Origin of the sequence: Kribbella capetownensis (assembly GCF_004331485.1) — a bacterium.
GTDB lineage: Bacteria > Actinomycetota > Actinomycetes > Propionibacteriales > Kribbellaceae > Kribbella > Kribbella capetownensis.
In genome coordinates this window covers 742,288-767,470 of sequence record NZ_SJKD01000002.1, presented here as the reverse complement: position 1 = coordinate 767,470, position 25,183 = coordinate 742,288, and the positions used below count along the sequence as shown (strand labels likewise).

Below are 25,183 nucleotides of genomic sequence, written 5' to 3'. Positions count from 1 at the left end.
CGCGTGATCCGGCCCCGATCACGACGCGCGACGACACCTGCCGATAACGAATGGACCGAAGTTCGAGACAACAAGGGTTGAACTCGCCATGAGTTGAGCATAGTTTTCACCGAGCGCCCGTCCGCGCTCACGGTGAGTCAAGGAGGTTGCCATGTCGAGAGGGATGCCTCGCCTACCCCGCCCGCTCATGGATCTGTGGGACTGGCAGTCGCAGGCCGCGTGCCGCGACGTCAACCCAGAGCTGTTCTTCTCGCCCGAGTCGGAGCGTGGCGTGCGAAAACGCGCCCGCGAGATGGTGGCCAAGTCCCTGTGCGGGACCTGCCCGGTCCAGCCGGAGTGCCGTCAGCACGCACTCTCGGTCGGAGAGCCGTACGGCGTCTGGGGCGGCACCACGGAGTCGGAGCGCGACAACACCCTCCTGCCCGAGCACCGAAAGTCTGCGTGAGGCGCTGTTCGTCCACCCACAACCACACAAGCTCTGACCGGCCGGGCCTGCGCGCAAGCTCAGGCCTTACCGTCGTCGGGCTCTGAGGTGGTCTCAGCCTCTGGCGTCGTCTCGGAGCCGGAGTCCTTCGACTTGGGCTTCGTCTCCGGCTCCTTGGGCTGCTCAGGCTTCGGCACGGCGTCCTGCGGCCGATCCTCGGGGCGGTCGTGCGGCTGGTCGTCGTGCGGCGGCTTGACCGTCGTTCGCGGGTCCCGGTAGCGATCCAGCGTCTTCAGGAAGTCCGGATCGTCATCGGGCGCGACCGGGCGCGAGGACGGCCGTGGCGGCCGGCCCGCGACTTCCCGACGAGTGCCCTGCGTGCGCGACATGAGCAGCCAGACGATCGGCCCGACGAACGGGACGAACACGATCAGGACGATCCACACCAGCTTCGGCAGATGCGGCACGTCCTCGTCGGGCGTCTGGATGCAGGAGAACAGCGCGTACACGCTGAGCACCAGGCTGATCAGGAACGGCAGGAATCGGACCACGCTCCAACAGTACGGCGTCAGCGCGCAGTGACGTTCAGCCCCCGCGCGCGCAACACCGAGTTCTCCAGCGGCCGGAACACCAGCAGTTCGATCCCGACGCCGACGACGAAGATCAGCAGGATGCCCGCGAACACCATCGAGATGTCCGACAGCGACATCCCATTGTGCAGGAACTGGCCGAGTCCCTGACCGAGGTCCGGCGACGTCGCGATCAACTCGGCGGCCATCAGAGACCGCCAGGAGAACGCCCAGCCCTGCTTGAGTCCGCCGAGGAATCCGGGCAGCGCCGCCGGCAGCAGGATGTACCGAATCCCACTCAGCCGTCCCGCTCCGAGCGCCTTCCCGACCCGCGGCAGAATCGGCGGCACCTGATCCAGACCGGACACCAGCCCGTTCGCGATCGACGGCACGGCGCCCAGCAACACGACCCAGTAGATCGCCCGGTCGTTCAGCCCGAACCACAAGATCGCGGCCGGCACCCACGCCACCGACGGCAGGCTCTGCAATCCCGACACCAGCGGACCGATCCCCCGCCGTACGACCCTGATGTTGGCGATCGCCAGGCCGAGCGGTACGGCGATCAGCAGCGACAGCGCGAAGCCGATCACCGCGCGGTGCACCGACACCCAGAACAGTTCGAGGATCTCCCCCGACGTCACCAGCTGCCAGATCTGATCCCACACCGCGAGCGGCGCCGGCAGTTTGAACTCGGGCCAGAACGCCGCCGCCCACAACGCCTGCCACACCGCGACCAGCAAGGCGATCGCACCGATGGGTGGAAGCACCCGCGCCGCAATCCGTCGGGCCAGCGATCCCTCACTGGAGTGGACCGGCGTGTCCAGCGCATCCAGGCCGGCCTCGACCGAGCCTTCTTCCTGCAGATCAAGCTGCGGCATGACTGCTGATCACCCTGCGAAGCTCGGTGTTGATCTCGTCGACTGCCTCTGCCTCGGGCAACTGGTCGACGTCCCACTGCCGCACGACCCGACCAGGCCGCGACGACAGCAGTACGACGCGCTGCCCGAGCCGCACGGCCTCGCGAACGTCGTGCGTCACGAACAGGATCGCCGTACCGGTCGCGCGCCAGATCCGCAGCAACTCTCCCTGCAGGACGTCCCGGGTGATCGCGTCCAACGCGGAGAACGGCTCGTCCATCAGCAGCAGTGACGGCTTGCCCGCACCCGAGCCGGTGTTGTCCGTCGTGGATGCCAGCGCGCGGGCCAACGCGACCCGCTGCCGCATCCCGCCCGACAGCTCGTGCGGCCGCTTGTCACCGAGCCCGGCCAGCCGAACCAGCTCCAGCAACTCAGCAGCCTTCGCACGCCGCCGTGCCTTCGGTACGCCGGCCATCCGCAACGGCAACTCGACGTTCCCGGCCGCCGTCAGCCATGGCATCAGCGCAGCCTCCTGGAACACCACTGCGGGCCGCGACGAGCTCAGCTCGATCCGGCCACTCGTCGGCTGATCCAGACCGGCGACCAGGTTGAGCAGTGTGGTCTTGCCGCAGCCGGACGCCCCGAGCAGGCAGACGAACTCCCCCACAGCCACCTCCAGGTCGACGCCCTCGAGCGCCACGACCGTCAACCGGCCGCTCCCGAACGCCTTGCCCACTTGGTGAAACCGCACCGGACTCACGCTGTCCACTACGGCCCGATCGGCCTCGACGGTCGCGGTCATGGCTGCCTCCCTGGTGATTACTTCGTGTCCAGACCGGCGGCGTCGACGGCCGGCTTGCCTGCCTTGCCCAGTACGTCGTTCAGCGGGCCGAGGTCCGCGAACCCGGCCACCGCCGGTGCCTGTTTCGCGATGCCCGCGGTGACCTGGTCCTTGGCCAGCTGCGGGAACGTCGACGCGATCGGGTCCGCGGTGATCTGGATGTTCTGGAACGCGCGGTCGATCACGGCCGGCTGCAACGCCTTGCCGGTGGCTTCCTTGAGCTGCTTGTTCACCGCGGTCTTGGCTGCTGCCTTGTCGGTGGTGGCGAAGTCGATCGCGGAGACCAGGCCGGTCAGCAGCGCCTTCACGGTCTCCGGGTGCTCCTGCAGGAACTGGGTCCGCACGATCAGCACCGTGGTCGGGAACTTCCCGTCCGGCCACAGCGACGCCTCGTCCAGCAAGACCTTCGCGCCCGCGTCGAGGACCAGCCGCGACGACCAGGGCTCGGGCAGCCAGGCCGCGTCCACATCGCCCTGTTTGAACGCGTCCAGCGTCTGCGCGTTCTCCAGGTTGGTGACCTTGACCTTCCCGGTGAGTTTGTTCCCGGCCAGCCACTTCTTCAGCGAGACGTCCTGGGTGTTGCCGAGTTGCGGGGTGACGACGGTCTTGCCGGCCAGGTCGGCCGGCTTGGTGATCGTCGGCTTCACCACCAGTTGCGCACCGCCGGACGTCGTACCCGCGATCAGCCGAACGGCCTCGCCGTTGGACTTCGCGTAGGCGTTGATCGCGGGACCGGAGCCGATGAACGACGCGTCCAGCGAGCCGCCGAGCAGCGCGCCGACGGCCTCCGGGCCGGCGTTGAACTTGGTCGGCACCAGCTTCGTGCTGCCGAGTTCCTTGGTGAACAGGCCTTGGTCGAGACCGACCAGCGCGGCGGCGTGGGTGACGTTCGGGAAGTACCCGAGCCGCAGCTCGGTGGCCGGGCCCTTGTCGGTCGACGCGACCGGAGCCTCGTCGCGGTCGGCCCGCGAGCAGCCGGTGACGGCGGCCGACAGAGCCAGGACGGCTGCGAGCAGGCGGACAGGACGGATGCTGTGGATACGCACAGGCAGACCTTCGGTGGTGCAGGCAGCCGGACGGCCGCGGGCGGAAGGACAGAGCAGGTCAGGAGGCGGTCTCGAGCTCGCGCTCGTGGTCCAGGGCGCGCTCGGCCTCGGCCACGGCGCGGCGGCCGGCGAACAGTACGCCGTACAGGACGACCGCGGCCCAGCCGAGGACGAGTACGCCGTACGCGAAGTAGCGCGGGCCGTCAGCAACGTCGAGGCCGTTCATCAGCGTGCGGGCGTTGGTCAGGATCAGCACCAGGCCGACACCGACACCGAGCCAGCGAGTCGCCAGTCGCGACACCAGCCATGCGGCCAGCGGTGCCGCGAGGACTCCGCCGATCAGCAGCGCGGCGACGATGCCGTACGGCAGGTTCTTCCCCCCGAGTCCGAACAGGAAGCCGATGCTGGCGGCGACCGAGACGAGGAACTCTGCGGCGTTCACCGAGCCGACCGAGCGTCGCGGCGCGAGCTTGCCGCTGCTGAGCAACGCAGAGTTCGCCACCGGGCCCCAGCCGCCACCACCGGTGGCGTCGATGAAGCCGGCGACCAGCCCCAGCGGCCCGAGGAACCGGCCCGCCGGCCGGCCCTCGATCACGGCCCGCACCTGCCCGGTGCCGAACCGGGCCAGGATGTAGACGCCGAGCAGGAGCAGCAGGGCTGCGACCCACACGGAAGCCGACTCGGTCGACAGGCTGGACAGGAACGTCGCACCGGCGAACGCACCAACAGCTCCCGGCACACCGATGAGCGCGACCACGCGCCAGTCGACGTTGCCGAAGCGCCAGTGCGAGATGCCGGAGGCGAGTGTGGTGCCCACCTCGGCGAGATGGACGGAGGCGGACGCGACGGCCGGGGTGATCCCGGTGATCAACAGAGCTGTGCTGGCGGTGACGCCGTAAGCCATGCCGAGAGTGCCGTCGACGAGTTGGGCGACGGAGCCCAGCAAGGCGATCAGGATGAGACGACGCACGGAACTGCTCCTACGGGTCGGGAGGAGACGGTGACGGAGGGCGGAGTCCTACGCCGAAGGCCGACAACCCGAGGAGTTCACGCGCAGCAGGTCGACGTGCCGGCGCCGCGTGAGCGCGTCGCCGGGAGCGTTTCGAGTGACCTGCATGAGTCCATGAAAGCGGACAAAGTCGAGTGACATGCTCAGGTTTCGCGATGTGAGACGACCAATCGCTGAGCGGACGGGCTTGTCGGCCGGTTGTGGTCAGAAGTGTTGAAAGCCTGGCGGCGGGCTGCCTACGGTCCTCGGGGTGCCGATGAGCCTGAGGAGCCGCCTGATGCCTGATCTGCCGGACGGTTGGACGCCTGGGGGTCCACTGAACGCCGGAATGCTGAAGACCGAGTACGCCGTCCGCCCACTGGGCACCGACGTGGCGCAGCCTCGGTTGAGCTGGATCGCCACCGCGCCGGGGTACGGCGCGACCCAGACGGCGTACCGGATCCTGGTCGCGAGCACGCCGGAGCTGCTGACGCCGGAGAGCGCGGACGTCTGGGACTCCGGCAAGGTGAGCTCGGCGCGCACCTTCGGCATCGAGTACGACGGCCCGCCGATGACCGCACGCACCCGCTACCACTGGACCGTCCAGCTGTGGGACGGACTGGACCGCGAAGGCGAGTGGGCTACACCGGAATGGTTCGAGACCGGCCTGCTCAACGAAGGTTTCGGACCCGCCCGGTGGATCGGCGGCCAGGTGGAGAGCGCTCCACTGCTGCGCAAGGCCTTCGCCGTCAACGGCGCGGTGCGACGCGCGCGGCTGTACGCGAGCGGTCTCGGGTACGCCGACCTGCGCCTCAACGGTCAGGCGGTGAGCGACGCGGTCCTCGACCCCGGCTTCACCGACTACGACCACACCGTCCTGTACGTGACCCACGACGTCACCGAACTCGTCCGCACCGGCGACAACGTGGTCGGCGCTGAACTCGGCCGCGGCTTCTTCGGACTCACGTCGCCGAACTCCTGGCGCTGGCACGAGGCGCCCTGGACCGCCGAGCCGCGGCTGATCGCGCGCCTCGTCGTCGAGTACGACGATGGCCGCACAACCGAGGTCGTCTCGGACGAGTCCTGGCGCATCACCGGAGGCCCGACACTCTCGGACAACCTCTATACCGGCGAGACGTACGACGCCCGCCGCGCGCTCCCCGGCTGGGACGCGGCCGGCTTCAACGACTCCGCTTGGTCCGCGGCGGCTGTGGTCGACGCGCCGAAGGGGCAGCTGCAAGGACAGGCCCACGAGCCGATCCGGGTGGTCGAGACCGTAGCGCCCGTCGAGCTCACCGAGGTGCAGCCCGGCGTGTGGGTCGCCGACTTCGGCCAGACCACGGCCGGCTGGACCAGGCTCACCGTCACCGCGCCGGCCGGGACGGTCGTTGGCCTGACCCACGGCGAAACGGTTGCTGATGGCAACGTGGTCGCGGTGAACCGGCACGTCGAGGGCGACCGGATCCAGCGCGACGAGTACATTGCCGCCGGCAACGGTGTGGAGGAGTGGGAGCCGCGTTTCTCCTACAAGGGCTTCCGCTATGTCCAGATCGACGGGCTGACCGAGCGTCCCGACGTACTGATGCGCGTCGCACACTCCGACGTCGCTACGGTGACCAGGTTCACGTCGGCGCAGGCGCCGTACGAGCAGTTCGACCAGGCGATGCGGCGGACGATCCTGAACAACCTGCACGGCATCCCGACCGACACGCCGTTCATGGAGAAGAACGGATGGACCGGGGACGCGCAGGTCGGTGGACCGACGATGCTGGCGACGCTCGACATGGCTCGCTCCTTCACCAAGTGGCTGGGCGACATCCGCGACAGCCAAGCCGAGTCCGGGCAGTTGCCGGTCATCGTCCCGTCCAGCGGGTGGGGCTTCACCGACCTCTCCCCCGCGACCGAGTGGCCGACCGTCTACCCGTTCCTGCTGCGCGAGATGCACCGCGCGTACGGCGACGAGCGGCTGCTGCGTGAGCACTGGAACTCGCTGACCCGCTACCTGGCCTGGGAGCTCGACCGGGTCGATGACGGGCTGTCCGTCAGCGTGCTCGGCGACTGGCTGCCGCCCGGCTACGGCCGCGGCCCGGCGCCCGAGGACCGTCGGCTCACGGGTACGGCGTACCTCTATCGCGCTGTGCTGATGGCCGCGGAGATCGGTGACCTGATCGGCAAGCCGAACGACTACCGGAAGGCGGCGGCCGAACTGGCCGACGGACTGAACCGGGCATTCCTGGATCGCGAGGCCGGGCTCTACCGGTCGGCCGACGACCCTGACTACCGGCAGACCTCGAACGCCGTCCCGCTCGCCTTTGGCATCGTGCCCGACGAGCTCGTTCCGCGGGTCGCTGCAAACCTCGCAGCGGACGTGGAGGCGCGTGGCTTCCACCTCAACACCGGCTGCCTCGGCGTCGGCGAACTGCTGCCGGTGCTGACCGCCCACGGGTACGGCGGGGCCGCGACCAAGGTCGCGTTGCAGCGCTCGTATCCGAGCTGGGGCTACTGGTTCGACCTCGGCGCGGACACGATGTGGGAGAAGTGGGAGGAGGACTCGCGGTCGCGGAACCACTACTTCCAGGGCACAGTCGTGCAGTGGATCTACGAGAACGTCGCCGGACTCCGCAACGTCGACGCGGGCTGGGAGCGGATCGTGGTCCGGCCGGACGCGCGCGACGAGACGACCTCGTCGAGCATCCACACCGACACGATCCGCGGCCGGGTCTCGGTGACGTGGCGGCAGGTCAGCCGGGTGCTTTCCCTCGAGGTGCAGGTGCCGATCGGTACGACGGCCGAAGTCCACGTACCGTCCGCGGCACCAGCGGACGTCACCGCCGTACCGGGTCAGTTCGCGAGCGAACCGTCGTACCAGGACGGCTACACCGTCTACACGGTGCCGGCCGGGCACTGGAGCTTCACGAGCCGGTCGGCGTGACCTTCGTGTAGAGGAGATCGCGCACGGCCCGGCCCTCGGCCTGGGCGCGGGACTCGAACTTGGTGACCGGACGCCACTCCGGGCGCGGGGCCCAGCCGTCGTAGCAGTTACGCAGCTGCGGCTCGGCCTCGCACACCTCGAGCATCCGGTCCGCGTAGTCCGCCCAGTCGGTTGCCAGATGCAACGTTCCGCCGGGTTGCAACCGGGACGCCACCAGCTTTATGAACGGCGGCGTCACCAGCCGGCGCTTGTGGTGCCGCTTCTTCGGCCACGGGTCCGGGAAGTAGATCCGTACGCCGGACAACGCGCCCAGTCCGACGTGATCGCGGAGGAAGTCGAGCGCGTCGCCGTCCAGCATCCGGACGTTGTCGAGGTCGTACTTCTCCACCCACAGCATCAGCTGGCCGAGGCCGGGCGGGTACACCTCGGCGGCCAGGTGGTTCACCTCCGGCGCCGCGACCGCGAGCTGGGCGGTCGCGTCGCCCATCCCGGATCCGATCTCGAGAACGGTCGGCGCGTGCCGGCCGAACCACTCGTCGAGATCGACGTCACCCGACGGCAGTTCCTCCAGCTTCCGGCCCAGGTCGGACCAGCGCGTCTCCCAGACCCGCCTCTGCCCGACTGTCATCCGGACAGTGCGCCGGACGTGGCTGAACACGCCCTCCTGCCTGACCTGATCCGTCCTTTCCACCACGCCAAGTCTAGAAAACCCCGCTCAGAACTCGATCGCGAGGGTGCGGGAGGTCTCCAGGTACGTCTTGAGGTTGGCCAGGATCGGAGCCCAGCCGGTGCGCCAGCCCTCGACCGCGTCGGCGGTGATCTCGTCGTGCACGACCTGCAGCTTCACCACGGTCGACCCGGCCGGCTCGAGCGTGAACGTCACCCGGCCCGGCACCTCGTCGCGCCGCGACTCCAGGAACTCGTTCTTGAACGTGTACGCGAGCGTCTTCGGCTCGTCGTACACCAGCACCTCACCGGAGTCGGTCAGGCTGTCGTCGGCGCTGTCGTAGAACCGCACCGGCGCGCCGACGGTCCAGTCCGACTCGATCCGACGGCCGAACCAGTACAGCTGGGTGAACGCGCCCGAGGTGAGCGCCTCCCACAGCTTCTCCGGGGTGGTCTCGATGTAGGTGACATGAATCATCGCGGGCTTGCTCATCTGTCCTCCTGGAGCGCCGCTTTCAATGCACTGAGGGCGCGCAGTTTGTCGCGCTCGTAGTTGCTCAGCCATCGTTCGGCGATCTCGTTGATCGGTACCGGATTCAGGTAGTGGAGCTTGTGCCGGCCGCGCTTGACGGTGACGACCAGGTTGGCGTCCTCGAGCAGGCGCAGGTGCTTGGTCACGCCCTGCCGGGTCAGCTCGGGCAGCAGCTCGCACAGCTCCAGCAGGGTCTGCCCGTTGCGCTCGCGCAACGCGTCCAGCAACCGGCGGCGTCCCTCGTCCGCCAACGCCTTGAACACCAGCTCCACCCCTCGACCATAGGCAACTAAAAGGTTGCCTGTCAACGCGTGGCGATCCCCAGCGCAGACATGCCGGGTCTTTTCAGTCGTCCCAGAAGAGACGGGCGACGGTGTTGTGGGCGCGGCGGGTGATGCGGAGGTAGTCGTCGGAGAAGCGGCTGGACTCGCCGGGTGGGTAGCCGCAGATCTGGGCGACCGAGGAGAGGTCACGGGGATCGCGCGGCAGCGAATCACCGGGCCGGCCGCGGACGAGCATGATCGCGTTCCGGATCCGGCTCGCCAGCTCCCACGCTTCGCGCAAGGTGGCCGCCTCGGCTGCTTCCACCAGGCCTGCATCGACGGCGACGCGCAGTGCGCCGAGGGTGCGCGTTGTACGAAGTTCTGGCAGGCGGTGTGCCTCGCGGAGCTGCAACAGCTGCACGGTCCACTCGATGTCGGCCAGGCCACCACGGCCGAGCTTGGTGTGCGTGCTCGGGTCGGCACCACGTGGCAGGCGCTCGGCGTCGACGCGCGCCTTGATCCGGCGGATCTCCATCACGTCGCGGTCGCTGACTCCGTCGGCCGGGTAGCGCAGCGGGTCGATCAGCTCGCGGAAGGACGCGCACAGCTCGGGATCGCCACACAGCGGGTCGGCGCGCAGCAGCGCCTGCGCCTCCCACACCGCGGACCAGCGCGCGTAGTACGAGGCGTACGACGCCAGCGTTCGGACCAACGGCCCTTGGCGGCCCTCGGGACGCAGGTCGGCGTCGATCGCGACCGCGGGATCCGCACCCGGCAACGCGAGCAGCCGGCGCAGCTCGGTCGCGGCCTGAGTCGCGAAGTCGGTCGCTGCCCGCTCGTCCGCACCAGGCAGCGGGTCGTGGACGAACATCACGTCGGCGTCGCTGCCGTACCCGAGCTCGTGACCGCCGAAGCGGCCCATCGCCACGATCGACATCCGGGTCGGCTCGGGTTCACCCTTCGCCACCGCCCGCTTGGCCACCTCGAGCGCGGTGGTCAAGGTGCCCACCGAGATCGCCGTCAGGCCCTCCCCAACCGTCTCAACCTCGAGCAGACCGGACAGGTCGGCGGCGGCGGTCCGGAAGAGTTCACGGCGGCGGACTGCGCGGATCGCGGCCACCGCCGCCTCGGGTTGCTCCTGCCGGCCGGCGGCTGCGGACATCTCGGTCAGCAGCGCCTCCTGAGAACGCGGCACCAGTTCGCGCTCGTCGGCGAGCATCGCGGTCGCCTCTGGAGCACGCTGCAGCAGGTCGACGGCGTACCGGCCGCTGGCGAGCAGGTGCGCGAGGCGCTCGGCCGACGCGCCTTCGTCACGGAGCTGACGCAGGTACCACGGGGTCGATCCGAGGGTGTCCGAGATGGTCCGGAACGCCAGCAGACCAGCGTCGGGGTCGGGCGACTCCGCGAACCAGCCGAGCATGGCCGGCAGCAGCGCCTTCTGGATCGACGACCGCCGCGACACCCCACCGGACAGTGCCTCGATGTGGCGCAGCGCCGAGGCGGGATCGGCGTACCCGAGGGCGGTCAGGCGTTGCTTCGCGGCCTCCGGGGTCAGGCGGACCTCGCCGCCGGGGATGCGGGCGACGGCCGCGAGCAGCGGGCGGTAGAACAGCTTCTCGTGCAGGCGCCGGACCTCGAGCGCGTGCTTCTTCCACGCCGCGGTGAGGTCGGTCACCGGGTTCTTGGTGAAGCCGAGCGAGCGGCCGAGGCGGCGGAGGTCAGCCTCGTCGTCGGGGACCTGATGAGTACGACGCAAGCGGTACAGCTGGATGCGGTGCTCCATCGATCGGAGGAAGCGGTATGCATCCGCGAGAACGGCGCCGTCGGTGCGACCGACGTACCCGTTGGCGGTCAGCGACTCGAGCGCGACAAGCGTCGTACCGCTGCGGACCGCTTCGTCGCTGCGGCCGTGGACGAGTTGCAGGAGCTGTACGGCGAACTCCACGTCGCGCAGACCGCCGGGGCCAAGCTTGAGCTGACGGTCGACGTCAGCCGCCGGGATGTGGTCGATGACGCGCCGGCGCATGGCCTGGACGTCGTCGACGAAGCCTTCGCGGTCGGCCGCGGACCACACCAGCTCGGCGGTCTTCTCGGCGTACTGCTCGCCGAGCTTGGCGTCACCGGCGACCGGGCGCGCCTTGAGCAGGGCCTGGAACTCCCAGGTCTTCGCCCAGCGCTGGTAGTACGCGAGGTGGCTGTCGAGGGTGCGGACAAGCGGGCCGGACTTGCCTTCGGGGCGGAGTGCGGCGTCGACCGGCCAGAGCGTGCCCTCGCCGGTGTGCTCCGAGCAGATCCGCATCGCGGCGACGGCGAGGTTGGTCGCGGTCTTGAGGGCTGGGACCTCGGGGTCGCCGTCATGCGGTTCGGCGACGAACAGGACGTCGACATCGCTCACGTAGTTGAGTTCGCGGCCGCCACACTTGCCCATGGCAATGATCGCGAGGCGGCAGTCGGCGGCGCCGGGGTGAGCGGCGAAGTACTCGTTGCGGGCGATGTGGAGCGCGGTCTCCAGCGCTCCCCCGGCGAGGTCGGCCAGTACGGCGGCGACCTCGTCGACCAGCAGCCCTTCGGCGAGGTCGCGCGCGGCGAGCCGGAGCAGGAGGCGGCGGTATTCGACCCGCAACGCGTCGACCGGGTTGGGCGCGTCGACGGCTGTGGCGAGCCTGGCGCGGACGTCGTCAGGTGTCGGGCGTACGGCGGCCAGGGCGGGGTCGGCCAGGTCGTACCAATGGCGTGGGTGTACTTCGAGATGGCGGCCGAATGCTTCACTCGCGCCGAGCACGAAGACGAGCCGGCGGCGGAAGTCGTCGTCCATCTCCAGCGTGCGGGCGAAGGCGGAGGTGTCGTACTCGTGCCGGTGCAGCGCCTCCACCACCCCGCAGAGTCCGCGCAGGGCGAGGTCCGGATCCGCGCACTCCGACAGCGTGTTGATCAACTGCGCGGTGGCGATCGGGCTGTGCGAGTCCAGCGCGTCCAGTTGCTCCAGCCTCACCCCGGCCCGTTGTGGATCCCCGAAGCCCAGCCGAACCAGCCGGCCTTCCCAGGAACCCCTCCGAGCCTCAGCCACCCCAGCAGGCTACCTGTGCCCCTGGGTACGGGAACTGGGCACCTCGTTTGGATACCAAGTGTGTTGCAGTGAATACACGGTGTCGTGTAGCGGATTCGGTCAGTAGTCGGCATGATGGCTGTTCATGGTCATGATGACGGGGTCGCTCGCCGTGCGGGGCACTGTGGTTTGGTTGACGCCTCAGCAGGGTGGGCGGGTGTCCGGGCCGCCCGAGCCGGACTACGACTACGACTACACAGCCACCGCGTTCGTGCCGCCGCGCACCGCGGAGGACGGGCAGGCGGGGATCGCCCTGCGGCGGTTCGCACCGGGCGCCTGGCGTACGCCGGCGGAGGGGATCCTCGTCCCGTCCAAGGGCAACCGCGCTCAGCAGGTGATCCCGGGATGCATCGTGGTGATCACCGAAGGGATCCGCCCGGTCGGTCTACTCACGGTCGAAGAAGTCCATGCGCTCGCACCGGACGGCACCCAAGTGGTCACGCCCGCCGAGCCCGCACCGCTCCCGGACCTCGACCTGACCGCGCCGGCTTCACCGACCGATCCGCCGTACCGCCACTCGACCGCCGCGGCCCGCTGGACAACCACCTCAGAGCACGCCTCCGACCAGGCCCCACTCCACGCCGCCGAACTCTGAACACACTCTGCCGCAGTCTGTGCGCCGTGACCGACGGGCTGCCACCCGCCGGGTGATCGTGTGCGATCCCCCGGCCGGCAGGTCGAGCTTGAACTTGCTCATCGTCCAGATCGCCTGCGAGTACCCGGTGAAGGCCCCGCTGTCCGCGCCGTACACCAGCCCGTAGGTCTGGTTGTCCGGCCCGTCCGGGTCCACTTCGCCCCGGTCTTGTCGGCCGCTCGACGCCTATCTTGCCGAACTGCAGACTCGACGTGGCCATCGTGTTGTCGCCGACCGTGAAGTCGTGGTGAGAGCGGTCGAAGACGGTGCGGCCGGAGCCGCTGTCGAAGGCGTACTCGACCAGGTTGGCGTGGTCGTCGGCGTACGCCTTGGTGGCGCGCTGGCCGACCGACGTCGTCTCCAGCGACTGCTCACACGCGGCACCGTCGACGGCGACGATCACCCGGTCGTGGAGGTATTCCGCGATGCGTTCCTTGGCGGTGTCCAGGGCTTGCGCACGCCGGCCGTCGTCTGTGGTCGGTGCGCCGAGGTCGACGGCTCGCCCGAGTACGTCGTACTCGAGGCTCAGCAGATATGTGACCCGGCTGGCGTCCTGGTGCACGGTCGAGTAACCGGTCGACGCGATCACATGAGCCGAGGCCGCCGAGGCTCCGGTGAAGAACAACAGGACGAGTAGTCCGATACCCACCAGCAGTCGCCGCATGGGACCCGATCCCACGCGACTCCGGCGACCACTAGGTGGCCACTCAGGAAACTATTTCCCGCCACCACGCGGCAAATCGCCACTTCACGGCACTAGAGGACAGGTAGGAGCTTGTTCAGTTCGAAGGGGGTGACTTGGCGGCGGTAGTCGAGCCATTCGGCGCGCTTGTTGCGGAGGAAGAAGTCGAAGACGTGCTCGCCGAGGGTCTCGGCGACCAGTTCGCTGTCCTCCATCGCGCTGATCGCCTCGGCCAGGCTGCTCGGCAGCGGCTTGATGCCGAGGGCCTTGCGTTCACGCGGCGTCAGCGCCCAGATGTCGTCCTCGACCTCGCGCGGCAGCTCGTACCCCTCCTCGATGCCCTTCAGCCCGGCGGCCAGCATCAGCGCGAACGCGAGGTACGGGTTCGCCGCCGAGTCCAGCGACCGGAACTCGACCCGCGACGACTGCCCCTTGTGCGGCTTGTACATCGGCACCCGGACCAGCGCGGACCGGTTGTTGTGCCCCCAGGAGATGAACGACGGCGCCTCGTCACCGACCGCGAGCCGCTTGTACGAGTTCACCCACTGGTTCGTCACCGCGGTGATCTCGGCCGCGTGGTGCAGCAGCCCGGCGATGAACGCCCGCCCGGTCTTGGACAGCTGGTACTGCGCACCGCCCTCGAAGAACGCGTTCCGGTCACCCTCGAACAGCGACATGTGGGTGTGCATCCCGGACCCGGGCTGGTCGCTCAGCGGCTTCGGCATGAACGAGGCGTAGATCCCCTGGGTGAGCGCGACCTCCTTCACCACCACGCGGAACGTCATGATGTTGTCCGCGGTGCTGAGCGCGTCGGCGTACCGCAGGTCGATCTCCTGCTGGCCCGGCCCGCCCTCGTGGTGGCTGAACTCGACCGAGATGCCCATCGACTCGAGCATCGTGATCGCCTCGCGACGGAAGTCGTTCCCGATCCCCTGCGGAGTGTGGTCGAAGTACCCGGACGAGTCGACCGGTTCCGGATGTGTCCCGGGCGCGCCGCTGAGCGACTTGAACAGGTAGAACTCGATCTCGGGGTGGGTGTAGAAGGTGAAGCCCAGGTCCGCCGCCTTGGACAGCGTCCGCTTGAGCACATGCCGCGGGTCGGCGAACGACGCGGACCCGTCCGGCATGTTGATGTCGCAGAACATCCGCGCGGTGCCCATCGTCTCGCCGCGCCAGGGCAGGATCTGGAATGTCGACGGATCGGGCTTGGCCAGCATGTCCGCCTCGGTCACCCGAGCGAACCCCTCGATCGCGGAGCCGTCGAACCCGATTCCCTCGGCGAACGCGCCCTCCAGCTCGGCCGGCGCCACCGCCACGGACTTCAGGAACCCGAGCACGTCGGTGAACCAGAGCCGCACGAAGCGTACGTCGCGCTCCTCCAGCGCGCGCAGCACGAACTCCTGCTGCTTGTCCATCGGTCCACCTCTCACGGCATCGGTCGGTTCTCACACAGTGTGCCCCGGCTCTGTTAAGCAGACGTTACGTGCTGCCGGGGACATCGGCAGCGCCAGGGCCTACCGTGTCTGTCGTGCAAACGATCTTCGGTGCCGGCTACCAGGTGGCGTTGATCGTGGCAGCGGCGCTCTGCGCCAGCGACCTGCTGCTCAGTACGGCGCGATTCGTCCAGACGATCCGCCGGAAGCGCACTGCCGAGCAGGATGTCCTCGGGCGGCGCTGGCTACCTGTCCCGGAGCTCGGATTCGGCATGTTCGCGTTCTGCTGCCCGGGCCTGGTCACGCTCGGGCTCACCCACCACAACGCCGACGACCTGCCGACCAAGGAGATCCTGCTCGCCGCCCTGGTCTTCGGGTACGCCGGAGCGGTGCTGTCCCGGGTCGTCCGGACGCCCGGCCCCGGCGGCCGCCGCTTCCGGCTACGCGCCGGCCTGCTCCTTGGCCTCCCGGCCGTGTTCGGCCTGGTCTTCGGCCTCTCCGGCGTCGCTGTCTGAGGCCCGCCGCCGCTGGAACCACGGCACGATCCGCTCCATCGGCGCGAACGCCAGCCAGCAGACCACGGTCGGCAGGAAGTGGATCAGCAGGATCGCGGTGTTCGCCGCGTGGAACCCGAGGAAGAACAAGGCCCCGAACAACTGCCACCGGCCCTTGAGCCACAGGATCACCGGCGACAGGAACTCCGCGGTGATCCCGACCCACTGCATCACGTGCAGCATCCACGGATGGTGCAGCAGCCACTCCCCGACCGGGTGCGGCCGCCGTACGATCGCCCACGTCAGTACGGCGCTCCCCGGCCAGGTCAGCGCCCATCCGGCACTCCGCAGTTTCGCTATCGCGGACAGGAAGTACGTCGCGATCACGCAGATCTGCACGCACCGGATCACCCAACCGGCCGACTCCGACCGGGCTTGATCGTTGTACGACGCGCGTCCGCGACGCCCGGCCTTCACAGTTGGAAGGACCCACAACGCGATCACCAGCGCGAGGTGGTCGTGGTCGACCTTCCCGTCGCTCATGCCGATCAGCACCCACCACGTGAACGCCGGCGCCACGATCCAGCCGGCGATCCGCGGGAAGTAGTTCGACGCGCCGACCAGGCAGGCCGCGATCAGGACGACGTACAAGGCGGTCGTGTTGAAGACCGTGGGCTTGGGGAGGTCGAACATGCGGGCCAAGAGCAACGGCTGGTAGAGGCCGGGATGCTCGCCCTTCAGCCGGGTGTCGCGGACGAAGGCGTGCATGTCCACGATGACGAACAGATAGAGGACGGTCCGCAACCACGCGATCCGGGCGAACGCGATGGCCGGGGTGAACCAGTTCGCGGCGCGGGTGGCCACGGTGCGGGCGCTCATCGGCGCACCTCCCAGGTGGCCAGGACCGCCGGCGTCGGCGGTCCGACGACGCGGCCCTTGACCAGCTGGGTGGTGTCGCGGATCAACTCGAGCTTCACGTACTTCGGCTTGTCCGGGTGCTTCTTCGCCCACCCGTCCGCGACCTGTTGCAGCAGCGACGGGTCCTTGACGATCTCGCCGGTCCGCGCCTCGATCTCGGCCCGCGCGACGCCGGCACCCTCGATGTTCAGCGGCACGTCGACCGTCGTACCGGCGTCGGTCTGCGCGCTGATCCGGGTGTAGGTGATGGAGGCGTCGTCGGGCACCGACATCGCGTACTGCGACATCGGGCCGAACGGCCACGCATCGTCGCTGGCGCGCACCGACCCGTTGATCAGCAGGCCGATCCCGACCAGGGCGACGGCCACCCGTACGCCCCTGCCGACCCGCCCCAGCCGGACGTCCCCCGCCCGCTCCTGCCCATCAGTCACGACCGTCATTAGACCAGACCGGTTTCGGCGGCTCGTTGGTAGGGAATTTTCCAGAGTATGACCGCCCCAGAAAACTTCCAACCTGCCCGGATGTCCCGGCGCACTCTCCTGCGCGGCGCTGCCGCCGGAAGCGTGCTGATCGGCGGCATCGCCGTCTCGACCACGGCAGCGCACGCCGCCCCCGCGCCGCGCTGCTACACGCGCACCGAATGGTCTGCGCGCCCGCCCAAGGCCGCCACCCAGGTGATCGGCGCGCCGGACCACATCGTGATCCACCACAGCGCCAGCCCGAACGTCACCGACTACTCGCTGGCGGCGGCGTACGCGCAGTCGCACTGGATCCAGGACCTGCACATGGACACCAACGGCTGGATCGACTCCGGCCAGCAGCTCACGATCAGCCGCGGCGGCTATCTGATGGAGGGCCGCAGCAAGTCGCTGTCCTCGATCCGGAACGGGCAGAACGTCCTCGGCGCCCAGACCGCCAACCAGAACAGCCACACGATCGGCATCGAGCACGAAGGCATCTATGTCAGCGAGAACGTGCCGACCGCGCTGTTCGACATGTCCGTGCTGACCTGCGCCTGGCTGTGCACAACGTACGGCCTCGACCCGCACAGCGCGATCGTGGGGCACCGGGATTACAACTCGACCCAATGCCCGGGTGACGTGTTCTATGCGAGGCTGCCCGAACTCCGCGATCGGGTGGCTGCGGTCCTCTTCGGCTGATACGTGACCCTGCGGATCAGGATCTCGAACGGACCGCGGTAGTTGGCGCGCCGCATTCTGTCGGCCATCCGCACGGTCGCCAGCCAGGTCGCGACAGCGAGCAGTGCTGTCGTTTTGGTGGAGAGCGTGCGAGACAGGTCGAGCAGGTACGGCGTGAAGACCACGGCCCACACGACTGACTGAGACAGATTGCAGGTCAGCGACCGCTGGCCGACGGCGGCGATCGCCAGGGTGATCCGGCCCTGGCGATCACGCAGCATGAGCGCGACCAGGACGATCAGAGCGGCATACCCGAAACCGCCGAGGACGCCGGATGCGTCGTGCAGTGGGCCGAGCCGGGTGAGTACGTCGTCGCTCGGCTGATCGATCACGCCGCCGACCACAAGCGACACCGGGAGGGCGCCGAGGACTGCGACGGTGAGGCCGGCGACTGCCGTCGTACGCAGCAGGGTGAGGTGCTCGGTCGGCCGTTCGAGGATGCGCCGGCGGCCGGCCCACAGACCGACCAGGAACGGCGTGATGAACCCGATCCAGCCGAGCAAGGCGATGAACGGCTGCACGACGATCCGGTCGCCGAACTGCCCTAGGAAGTCCGGCGGAAGCATCGAGGGATCGGTGGCATCGGACGCGGTCGCCAGCGAGTCGTCACTCGGCAACGCGGTCAGGACAAAGACCAGAGCCGCGGCGATCAACAGCCAGCGATCCTTCCAGCGCAGCGCCCAGACGCCGAGGAAGAGGAGTACGCCGTACGCCGCGAGGATGTCGCCGACGTAGAGCAACATCGCGTGCACGAAGCCGAGCACGATCAGGACGAGACTCCGGCGCCACAGCAACTTCCGGATCGGCCACCATTCCTTGCCGGCTTCCCGTTGCCGCCGGACGATCTGCGCGACGCCGTACCCGAACAGGACCCCGAACATCGGGAACGCCCGGCCGTCGACGAAGGTCGACAACACCATCCCCACCACGCGGTCGACCCACGAGCCGTCCATCGGGAACCCACCGAACACGCGTGTCCCATCAACGAAGTAATGCGAGTTCGCCAGCGCGATGAACAACAACATGAACCCCCGCGCAAGATCAGGCCCCAACGCCCGCTCCCCCACCCCGATCGGCCCACCTCGTTTCACCACACCTCCGAGTGAACCGCCCCGAAGCACCCCCACCATCCACCCAAAGTCCCGACCTACTGAACCTTGGTCGCTGTTTGATGAGGCGCATGTACGACGACGACGTACTCCGTCGCTGGCAACGCGGCTGGTCGCAGGCGCGGGAGTGGACCGACTACGCCGAGGTCGACGGCGTCATCGTTGTCCGCATCGGCGAGCCGGATCGCCGAGTCGAATACCTCACCACCGAACAGCACGCCACCACAGCCGCCCGGATGGCCCACACAGACGCCAACCCGGCCGGCAGCTCTTGGCTCAAGATCACCACGACGTCGCCCTCGCGCGTGGCCGCCGTACTGCATCCGCTCGAGCTCATCCGGACCGAGCGATTGTTGACAATCTCCTTGTCGGATCAGCCAGCGAGTCAGGTGCCCGGGTCGTACGAGCTCGAAGTGAGTGCGATGCCTGGCCTGATCGACGTCGAACTGCGCACTGATGGAAAGACCGCCGCGAGCGGACGGATGTCGGTCCTCGGAGCCGACGCGGTTGCCGACGTCATCTACACCGCGCCGCCGCACCGCCGCCGCGGTCTGGCCCATGCCGTGATGACCGCCCTGGCCGACGCAGCTCTCGATCAAGGCGCGACCACAGGTCTCCTCTCTGCCTCCGCCGAAGGCCTCCCGCTCTACGAATCCCTCAACTGGTCGCCGGTCGCTGACCTGGTTGTTGGGCGGACGGGGTTACTGTCGGGGGGATGAAGCAGGTCGTCGTGTTTACCGGTTTGCCGGGGACTGGGAAGTCGACGTTGGCCGAGGCAGTTGCTGTCGAAGCAGGTACTCCGGTCTTCGCCGGTGACTGGTTGCTCGGGGCGCTCAAACCGCACGGCGTTCTCGGCGGACTGAGCCGGCCGGCGTTCCTGGCGATGTACTACGACCTGCTGGAGACGTTGGTCCGCCGGCAACTGATGTTCGAGCAGTCGGCGATTTTCGACTGTCTGATTGACGACTCAGTGGCTGACCGATGGGGCAAGCTGGCAACGGAGTACGACGCACGGCTGCGGTTGATCGAGTGCGTTTGTACGGACGAAGCCGAGCACCGGCTCCGGTTGGAGGGGCGGCGGCGTGGGATTCCCGGATGGCACGAGGTCGGGTGGAATCACGTGGATCGGATGCGGGTCGAGTACCCGGGACTGACGCGCGAGCACCTCACCGTGGACGCGATGGATCCGCTCGCGCACAACCTCCGGCTGGTCCGGGAGTACAGCGGACTCTCCCAAGAGCCGCGGTAACCAGTAATGTGCTCTCGTGCCTCAGCTTCGGGTAGCGCTCGCTCAGCTCAATGTGACCGTCGGTGATGTCGACGGCAATGCTGAGAAGATCGTTGCCTGGACCCGGAACGCGGCCGAGCGCGGTGCGCATGTCGTGGCGTTCCCGGAGCTCGCGCTGACCGGATACCCGGTCGAGGACCTCGCCCTGAGGGCGTCGTTCGTGGACGCGTCGCAGGCCCGGATCCAGGACCTGGCGAGGCGGCTGGCCGACGAGGAGCTCGGCGACATCGTGGTCGTCTGCGGCTACCTCGACCGCGCGACCGGTACGGCGATGGGCATCGACCGGCTCGGCCGGCCGAAGGGCTCCCCGACCAACTCCGCGGCCGTGATCCACCAGGGCCGCGTGATCACGAGCGCGGTCAAGCACCACCTCCCGAACTACGGCGTCTTCGACGAGTTCCGGCACTTCGTTCCCGGCAACACGCTGCAGGTGGTCCGGATCCACGGCGTCGACGTCGCTGTGGTGATCTGTGAGGACCTCTGGCAGGACGGCGGCCCGGTCGCTGCCACCAAGGCCGCTGGTGCGGGGCTCCTGCTCGTCATCAACAGCTCGCCGTACGAGGCCAACAAGGACGACGTCCGCGGCGCGCTCGTCAGCCGCCGCGCCCGCCAGGCGGGTTGTCCGCTGGCGTACGTGAACCTCGTCGGCGGCCAGGACGAACTGGTCTTCGACGGCGACTCGCTGATCGCCGATGCCGAGGGCAAGGTGTTCGCCCGCGCCCCGCAGTTCGAGCAGGGCAGCATGGTGGTCGACCTCGAGCTAGCCGCCCCGACGGGTACGCCGGCCGGCACCCACGAGGGCATCGAGATCGTCCACACGGTCATCCAGGACGAGGCCCTGGCGAAGTACGACCCGATCGCGGCCGCCGTCGCGCCACGGCTGTCCGACGAGGCCGAGATGTACGGCGCGATCGTCACCGGACTGCGGGACTACGTGCAGAAGAACGGGTTCAAGTCCGTCCTGCTCGGGCTGTCCGGTGGAATCGACTCGTCGCTGGTGGCCGCGATCGCGTGTGACGCGGTCGGCGCCGAGCATGTGTTCGGCATCTCCAACCCGAGCGTCTACTCCAGCGACCACTCCAAGGACGACGCGGCCGAGCTCGCGGCCCGGACCGGACTGAACTACCGGGTGGTGCCGATCCAGCCGATGGTGCAGCCGTTCATCGACACGCTCGGCCTGACCGGCCTGGCCGAGGAGAACCTGCAGGCCCGGGTCCGCGCGGTGATCTGGATGGGTCTGTCGAACGCCGACGGCCACCTGGTTCTTGCCTGCGGCAACAAATCCGAGCTGTCCGTCGGCTACTCCACCATCTACGGCGACGCGGTCGGCGGCTACGCCCCGCTGAAGGACGTGCCGAAGACGCTGGTCTGGCGGCTGGCGAAGTGGCGCAACGCGGACGCGAAGGCGCGCGGCCAGCAACCGCCGATCCCGGAGAACTCGATCGCCAAGCCACCGTCGGCCGAGCTGCGGCCGGGGCAGCAGGACACCGACTCGCTGCCGCCGTACGACCTGCTCGACGACATGCTGGACGACTACGTCGAGCTGGACCGCGGCAGCGCCGAACTGGTCGCGGCCGGATTCGAGACCGAGCTGGTCAGCAAGGTGATCCAGCTCGTCGATCGCGCGGAGTACAAGCGCCGGCAGTACCCACCGGGCCCGAAGATCACCCACAAGGCCTTCGGCCGGGACCGCCGGTTGCCGATCACCAATGCATGGCGTGAGGACGCACGGAAGGCAGCCGAGCACTGAGCGATTCCTGGCGGTACCGCCCATCCAATGACACTCCGTGGGGCTCTCCTGAAGAGCCCACCGGCCGGTCCGGTTCGCCTGGCGACGGTGTGAGCGATCACTCAGGCACAGCCGGTGGCGCTCACCCTCCGCAACGGTGGGACGATGAAGGCATGGTTGACAACTTCCTGTCGGCCGGTACCCAGGGCGAGGACGAGGAGCTGCCGTCGCCGTACGGGACCGGACCGAAGAACCGGACAACCGAGGAGCACCGCCGCTCGGACTACGACAACGACTCCTGGCGGGACCGGGCCAACGGCCTCGGTCTCGACCCGTCGCCGTCGCTGCCGAACGCCCCCAGGTCGTACGAGCGCGGCCCGGTGCCCCAGCAGCCATACGTACCCAAGCCGCCGTACCTGCCCGCGGTGCCGCCACCCCCTGCGCAGCAACCCCAGCAGCAGCGGTACGGCGACCAGTCGCAAGGCCGCCAGTTCGGCGATCAGCCGCAGCGGCCGGAGTACTACGGAGAGCGGGAGCGCGAGCAGTCCCGTAGCGACGAGCCGTCGTACGGACAACCGGCGTACCCGGAGCAGAACCCGTTCCGACCGCAGCAGCCTGCGCAGCCGCAGCAGCAGACTCCCCCGCCGCAGCAGGGCCGGCCGAGCCCGTTCGGCCCGGGGAGCAACGGCGTACCGCCGAACCGGCAGGCGCAGCCACCGGCCGGGCAGCAGCCGCAGCCGCAGCAGCGGCCACCTGCGCCACCTGCACCGCCTGCTCCGCCGCAGACCGGCAACGGGCTGACGCAGCGACCCCAAGGGCCGCACAGCTCGAACGGGACCAGCAACGCGAACTGGAGCGGTCAGGCGCCCACGCAGGGTCCGACGCCGTCGAACGGTCCGGCTCAGAGCAACGGACTGAGCAATGGGTTGAGCAACGGGCTCAGTTCACACCAGCCGTCTGGTCAGCCTCCGACGACGCCGCCACCCCCGGCACCGCCTGCCCAGCCTGCTCTGCCTCAGGGCCAGCAGCCCCGGCCGGGCACGCCTGCCACCCCGCCGGGCAACTTCACGGTGGACACCCCGACCATCACGGCGTACATGCCGGAGTCGATCGAGGGCTACCAGCAGGAGGCCGGTGGCAAGCAGGACAACAGGTACCTGTCGGATCCGAGTGCGGAGTACGAGAGCAACACACCGATGAACGAGCCGAAGCCTCAGGTCGGCGCGCGGCGGCGGGCGGACGTCCAGCAGGACGCCCCCAGCCAGGTGCCGAACGAGCACACCGGTTCGCACCGCGCTGCCCGCAGGGCACAGGCCATGGCGAGCGCCGGTTCGTCCGAGCTCGGTGCACCGGTCGCGCCGGCGGACAACAAGCCGACCGATGGCGGTGGCACCGGTGAGGCCGGCAAGCGGCCCCGGCGGTACCGCATCCACCACCTGCGGGAGATGAAGAACCGCAGCGAGAAGTGGGCGATGCTGACGGCGTACGACCAGTACACCGCCGAGATCTTCGACCGCGCCGGCATCCCGGTGCTGCTGGTCGGCGACTCCGCCGCGAACAACGTCTTCGGCTACGACACCACGCTCCGCGTCACCGTCGACGAACTGATCCCGCTGGCACGCGCCGTCGCAGGTGCGGTCGACCGGGCGCTGGTCGTCGCGGACCTGCCGTTCGGTTCGTACCAGGCCTCACCCGAGCAGGCGTTCCACACCGCCGTCCGGTTCATGAAGGAGGCTGGCGTCCACGCGGTCAAGCTGGAAGGCGGGCGGATTGTCGTACCGATGGTCGAGAAGCTGACCCAGTCCGGCATCCCGGTGATGGCGCACATCGGCTTCACACCGCAGAGCGAGCACAGCATCGGCGGCTACCGCGTGCAGGGCCGTGGCGACCAAGCCGCCGGCCTGATCGACGACGCCGTCGCACTGGCCGAGGCCGGCGCGTTCTCCGTCGTACTGGAGATGGTCCCGGGCGACGTCGCCGCGGAAATCACAAAGCGCGTCACGATCCCGACCATCGGCATCGGCGCCGGGCGCGACACAGACGCCCAGGTGCTCGTCTGGCAGGACATGGCCGGGTTACGGTCCGGCACGATGCCGCGCTTCGTCAAGCAGTACGCCGACCTCCGCGGAATCCTCACCACAGCAGCCACCACGTACGCCGCCGACGTAGCGTCCGGAGCCTTCCCCGCCGACGAACACACGTTCTGAGGCCACCCGCAAACGACACCGCCGAAAGGACACCGCTCCGCGGCGGCTGGTTCTTGGCGCCTGCGACGGCGCGCAGAACCTGCACACCAGTCGAGTGGATGGCGCGATCAACTGCACACCGCGACCCAGCGAGCCGATGGACACTAGCCAACCGGCTCGGCTACTGCGGACACCAGCGCGGCGGCAGTCCTGTTAGGAGCCTGTGTGGCGCGCGCTGCTCCAGCCGGGTGCCGGGCCTGCAACACCTGGCGGTGGCCTGAGACAGGTAGTGCCGTGTCGTCGGCCACCAGTTGCTGTTCAAGGCCACGGCGGTGTCCGTCGGCTGGCCAGCTTCCGTTAGCGCGTGATACCGGTTGTCCGCGCTGACCACCTCTACCGTGTTCTGCTCGCGCCGGAAGACTGCCGCCGCAGCGGTGTCCTTCGGGGGTGAGGGGGAACGGGCCGGTCATGTAAGCCGGATTCTGTCGAGTGCGATCATCCATCTACGGTGACCGTTGCCGGGCACCTCCAGCGGCCTACCCGCGAGCTCGGGCGGGCAGCCCTCGAACGCTCGCGCGGGTGGTGGTTGCCCACCGCCCTTCTTGGCCTTGCTCCACGTGGGGTTTACCGAGCCTCCGCAGTCACCTGCGGAGCTGGTGGTCTCTTACACCACCGTTTCACCCTCACCCGCACTCCGATGAACCACGGGGTTCATCGAAGCCGCTGGCGGTCTGTTCTCTGTGGCACTGTCCCGCGGGTTGCCCCGGGTGGGTGTTACCCACCACGCTGCCCTGTGGAGTCCGGACTTTCCTCGGCGCCCGCTCTCGCGGACGACGCGATCGCCCGACCGACCCGTTCCTCGGTTCAGGATACGGCCTCGGCGGACACTTCCGGCCAGCGCCCGTCGGAGCCTCGCTCGTACGGGCGGACGTCGACGACGGCGTCCAGGTTCAGTGGGCCGTAGATGTGCGGGAAGCTGATGCCGATCCCGTCCAGGTCCTCGTCGCACAGCGCGGACACCAGACGCGCGGTGTCGATCACCAGCAGACACAGCGGCTCAGCCACGTCGGCGTACGCGAAGTTCGCCACCATGGCGACCTGTTCCGGCCGGGATGCGTGGATGAACGTTGCCCCGTCGTCGAGGGACTTGCCTCGCGTCGACCACCGATAACAGCCGGCCTCCTGCGCGGCTTCCCAGTGCTCCACGAACGCGATATGCAGAATCGTCGCCATGCCCACAGGCTAGTGGCGCCATCGCCTCGGAGCACCGATCACCACAGCAGTGTT

25 protein-coding genes and 1 other RNA gene are annotated in these 25,183 nt (G+C 68.8%); 10 read left to right on the top strand and 16 right to left on the bottom strand.

Going from position 1 to position 25,183, the window contains the following annotated elements; all coding sequences use genetic code 11:
* Nucleotides 1–151: 151 nt before the first annotated feature.
* Nucleotides 152–445 carry a WhiB family transcriptional regulator gene (locus E0H75_RS13980; protein WP_131350551.1) on the top strand — a complete coding sequence of 98 codons (294 nt, stop codon included), beginning with the start codon at nt 152–154 and terminating at the stop codon, nt 443–445.
* A 59-nt stretch (nt 446–504) separates the two neighbouring features.
* Here E0H75_RS13980 and E0H75_RS13975 read toward each other — a convergent pair whose 3' ends face one another.
* From E0H75_RS13975 to E0H75_RS13955, 5 genes are read right to left on the bottom strand one after another with little or no spacing between them, the layout of a single operon-like run.
* On the bottom strand, nt 505–975 hold the full coding sequence (locus E0H75_RS13975) for a PLD nuclease N-terminal domain-containing protein (protein WP_131513911.1): 471 nt from the start codon (nt 973–975) through the stop codon (nt 505–507).
* Between the two features lie 17 nt (nt 976–992).
* A complete protein-coding gene (locus E0H75_RS13970) occupies nt 993–1,871 on the bottom strand; it encodes an ABC transporter permease (RefSeq protein WP_131513910.1) in 879 nt (292 codons plus the stop codon).
* Entirely contained in the window at nt 1,858–2,652 is a 795-nt protein-coding gene (locus E0H75_RS13965) for an ABC transporter ATP-binding protein (protein WP_131513909.1), read from the bottom strand. The genes E0H75_RS13970 and E0H75_RS13965 overlap by 14 nt, the downstream gene beginning before the upstream one ends.
* 17 nt (nt 2,653–2,669) lie before the next feature.
* Entirely contained in the window at nt 2,670–3,737 is a 1,068-nt protein-coding gene (locus E0H75_RS13960) for an ABC transporter substrate-binding protein (RefSeq protein WP_131513908.1), read from the bottom strand.
* Between the two features lie 58 nt (nt 3,738–3,795).
* Nucleotides 3,796–4,707, bottom strand: coding sequence for a sulfite exporter TauE/SafE family protein (locus tag E0H75_RS13955; RefSeq protein ID WP_131513907.1), 912 nt, complete (start codon nt 4,705–4,707; stop codon nt 3,796–3,798).
* A gap of 316 nt (nt 4,708–5,023) precedes the next feature.
* On the opposite strand from E0H75_RS13955, the gene E0H75_RS13950 reads away from it, so the two are divergent.
* The gene (locus E0H75_RS13950; RefSeq protein WP_131513906.1) at nt 5,024–7,657 is read left to right on the top strand and encodes a family 78 glycoside hydrolase catalytic domain; all 2,634 of its coding nucleotides are present in this window, start codon (nt 5,024–5,026) and stop codon (nt 7,655–7,657) included.
* Here the strand turns inward: E0H75_RS13950 and trmB are convergent.
* From trmB to E0H75_RS13930, 4 genes are all read right to left on the bottom strand, one after another.
* Nucleotides 7,638–8,348: a tRNA (guanosine(46)-N7)-methyltransferase TrmB gene (gene trmB / locus E0H75_RS13945; RefSeq protein WP_131513905.1), complete on the bottom strand. Its 711-nt coding sequence runs from the start codon at nt 8,346–8,348 to the stop codon at nt 7,638–7,640. The genes E0H75_RS13950 and trmB overlap by 20 nt on opposite strands.
* A 24-nt stretch (nt 8,349–8,372) precedes the next feature.
* Entirely contained in the window at nt 8,373–8,816 is a 444-nt protein-coding gene (locus E0H75_RS44095; RefSeq protein WP_131513904.1) for an SRPBCC family protein, read from the bottom strand.
* A complete protein-coding gene (locus tag E0H75_RS44090) occupies nt 8,813–9,127 on the bottom strand; it encodes an ArsR/SmtB family transcription factor (RefSeq protein ID WP_131513903.1) in 315 nt (104 codons plus the stop codon). Before E0H75_RS44090 ends, E0H75_RS44095 begins: the two co-directional genes overlap by 4 nt.
* Nucleotides 9,128–9,200: 73 nt before the next feature.
* A complete protein-coding gene (locus E0H75_RS13930; RefSeq protein ID WP_131513902.1) occupies nt 9,201–12,185 on the bottom strand; it encodes a bifunctional [glutamine synthetase] adenylyltransferase/[glutamine synthetase]-adenylyl-L-tyrosine phosphorylase in 2,985 nt (994 codons plus the stop codon).
* A 163-nt stretch (nt 12,186–12,348) separates the two neighbouring features.
* Between E0H75_RS13930 and E0H75_RS13925 the strand changes: the two genes are divergently transcribed.
* On the top strand, nt 12,349–12,819 hold the full coding sequence (locus E0H75_RS13925; protein ID WP_238163022.1) for a hypothetical protein: 471 nt from the start codon (nt 12,349–12,351) through the stop codon (nt 12,817–12,819).
* Here the strand turns inward: E0H75_RS13925 and E0H75_RS43060 are convergent.
* The gene (locus E0H75_RS43060) at nt 12,772–13,014 is read right to left on the bottom strand and encodes a hypothetical protein (protein WP_165553717.1); all 243 of its coding nucleotides are present in this window, start codon (nt 13,012–13,014) and stop codon (nt 12,772–12,774) included. The genes E0H75_RS13925 and E0H75_RS43060 overlap by 48 nt on opposite strands.
* Before the next feature lie 91 nt (nt 13,015–13,105).
* On the opposite strand from E0H75_RS43060, the gene E0H75_RS13920 reads away from it, so the two are divergent.
* Nucleotides 13,106–13,495 carry a hypothetical protein gene (locus E0H75_RS13920; protein WP_131513900.1) on the top strand — a complete coding sequence of 130 codons (390 nt, stop codon included), beginning with the start codon at nt 13,106–13,108 and terminating at the stop codon, nt 13,493–13,495.
* Between the two features lie 119 nt (nt 13,496–13,614).
* On the opposite strand, the gene glnA is transcribed toward E0H75_RS13920, so the two are convergent.
* The gene (gene glnA / locus E0H75_RS13915; RefSeq protein ID WP_131513899.1) at nt 13,615–14,955 is read right to left on the bottom strand and encodes a type I glutamate--ammonia ligase; all 1,341 of its coding nucleotides are present in this window, start codon (nt 14,953–14,955) and stop codon (nt 13,615–13,617) included.
* A gap of 113 nt (nt 14,956–15,068) precedes the next feature.
* Here glnA and E0H75_RS13910 point away from each other — a divergent pair, with 113 nt between their 5' ends.
* Nucleotides 15,069–15,488, top strand: a complete 420-nt coding sequence (locus E0H75_RS13910) for a hypothetical protein (protein ID WP_131513898.1) — start codon at nt 15,069–15,071, stop codon at nt 15,486–15,488.
* On the opposite strand, the gene E0H75_RS13905 is transcribed toward E0H75_RS13910, so the two are convergent.
* Together E0H75_RS13905 and E0H75_RS13900 are read right to left on the bottom strand one after the other, a co-directional pair.
* The gene (locus E0H75_RS13905; RefSeq protein ID WP_131513897.1) at nt 15,414–16,346 is read right to left on the bottom strand and encodes an HTTM domain-containing protein; all 933 of its coding nucleotides are present in this window, start codon (nt 16,344–16,346) and stop codon (nt 15,414–15,416) included. The genes E0H75_RS13910 and E0H75_RS13905 overlap by 75 nt on opposite strands.
* Complete coding sequence (locus E0H75_RS13900; RefSeq protein ID WP_131513896.1) at nt 16,343–16,825, bottom strand: hypothetical protein; 483 nt, start codon at nt 16,823–16,825, stop codon at nt 16,343–16,345. Before E0H75_RS13900 ends, E0H75_RS13905 begins: the two co-directional genes overlap by 4 nt.
* A gap of 81 nt (nt 16,826–16,906) precedes the next feature.
* On the opposite strand from E0H75_RS13900, the gene E0H75_RS13895 reads away from it, so the two are divergent.
* Complete coding sequence (locus E0H75_RS13895; protein WP_131513895.1) at nt 16,907–17,545, top strand: peptidoglycan recognition protein family protein; 639 nt, start codon at nt 16,907–16,909, stop codon at nt 17,543–17,545.
* Here the strand turns inward: E0H75_RS13895 and E0H75_RS13890 are convergent.
* Nucleotides 17,491–18,678 carry a DUF418 domain-containing protein gene (locus tag E0H75_RS13890; RefSeq protein WP_238162999.1) on the bottom strand — a complete coding sequence of 396 codons (1,188 nt, stop codon included), beginning with the start codon at nt 18,676–18,678 and terminating at the stop codon, nt 17,491–17,493. The genes E0H75_RS13895 and E0H75_RS13890 overlap by 55 nt on opposite strands.
* Nucleotides 18,679–18,764: 86 nt before the next feature.
* Between E0H75_RS13890 and E0H75_RS13885 the strand changes: the two genes are divergently transcribed.
* From E0H75_RS13885 to panB, 4 genes are all read left to right on the top strand, one after another.
* Nucleotides 18,765–19,412, top strand: coding sequence for a GNAT family N-acetyltransferase (locus E0H75_RS13885; RefSeq protein ID WP_165553715.1), 648 nt, complete (start codon nt 18,765–18,767; stop codon nt 19,410–19,412).
* Entirely contained in the window at nt 19,409–19,942 is a 534-nt protein-coding gene (locus E0H75_RS13880; protein WP_131513892.1) for a P-loop nucleotide/nucleoside kinase family protein, read from the top strand. Before E0H75_RS13885 ends, E0H75_RS13880 begins: the two co-directional genes overlap by 4 nt.
* 16 nt (nt 19,943–19,958) lie before the next feature.
* Nucleotides 19,959–21,731, top strand: coding sequence for an NAD+ synthase (locus tag E0H75_RS13875; RefSeq protein ID WP_131513891.1), 1,773 nt, complete (start codon nt 19,959–19,961; stop codon nt 21,729–21,731).
* A 152-nt stretch (nt 21,732–21,883) separates the two neighbouring features.
* Nucleotides 21,884–23,917, top strand: a complete 2,034-nt coding sequence (gene panB, locus E0H75_RS44085; RefSeq protein WP_238162998.1) for a 3-methyl-2-oxobutanoate hydroxymethyltransferase — start codon at nt 21,884–21,886, stop codon at nt 23,915–23,917.
* A 433-nt stretch (nt 23,918–24,350) separates the two neighbouring features.
* Here panB and rnpB read toward each other — a convergent pair.
* Together rnpB and E0H75_RS13860 are read right to left on the bottom strand one after the other, a co-directional pair.
* An RNA gene (rnpB, locus tag E0H75_RS13865) (RNase P RNA component class A) lies at nt 24,351–24,751 on the bottom strand.
* Nucleotides 24,752–24,760: 9 nt separating this feature from the next.
* Entirely contained in the window at nt 24,761–25,129 is a 369-nt protein-coding gene (locus tag E0H75_RS13860; protein WP_131513890.1) for a DUF952 domain-containing protein, read from the bottom strand.
* Nucleotides 25,130–25,183: the final 54 nt, after the last annotated feature.

Bases quoted from the DNA above. Each gene is read 5' to 3' on its own strand.
- E0H75_RS13980 (WP_131350551.1), top strand. From the start codon at position 152: ATGTCGAGAGGGATGCCTCGCCTACCCCGCCCGCTCATGGATCTGTGG.
- E0H75_RS13970 (WP_131513910.1), bottom strand. From the start codon at position 1,871: ATGCCGCAGCTTGATCTGCAGGAAGAAGGCTCGGTCGAGGCCGGCCTG.
- E0H75_RS13965 (WP_131513909.1), bottom strand. From the start codon at position 2,652: ATGACCGCGACCGTCGAGGCCGATCGGGCCGTAGTGGACAGCGTGAGT.
- E0H75_RS13950 (WP_131513906.1), top strand. From the start codon at position 5,024: ATGCCTGATCTGCCGGACGGTTGGACGCCTGGGGGTCCACTGAACGCC.
- E0H75_RS44095 (WP_131513904.1), bottom strand. From the start codon at position 8,816: ATGAGCAAGCCCGCGATGATTCATGTCACCTACATCGAGACCACCCCG.
- glnA (WP_131513899.1), bottom strand. From the start codon at position 14,955: ATGGACAAGCAGCAGGAGTTCGTGCTGCGCGCGCTGGAGGAGCGCGAC.
- E0H75_RS13905 (WP_131513897.1), bottom strand. From the start codon at position 16,346: ATGAGCGCCCGCACCGTGGCCACCCGCGCCGCGAACTGGTTCACCCCG.
- E0H75_RS13900 (WP_131513896.1), bottom strand. From the start codon at position 16,825: ATGACGGTCGTGACTGATGGGCAGGAGCGGGCGGGGGACGTCCGGCTG.
- E0H75_RS13895 (WP_131513895.1), top strand. From the start codon at position 16,907: ATGTCCCGGCGCACTCTCCTGCGCGGCGCTGCCGCCGGAAGCGTGCTG.
- E0H75_RS13885 (WP_165553715.1), top strand. From the start codon at position 18,765: ATGTACGACGACGACGTACTCCGTCGCTGGCAACGCGGCTGGTCGCAG.
- E0H75_RS13880 (WP_131513892.1), top strand. From the start codon at position 19,409: ATGAAGCAGGTCGTCGTGTTTACCGGTTTGCCGGGGACTGGGAAGTCG.
- panB (WP_238162998.1), top strand. From the start codon at position 21,884: ATGGTTGACAACTTCCTGTCGGCCGGTACCCAGGGCGAGGACGAGGAG.
- E0H75_RS13860 (WP_131513890.1), bottom strand. From the start codon at position 25,129: ATGGCGACGATTCTGCATATCGCGTTCGTGGAGCACTGGGAAGCCGCG.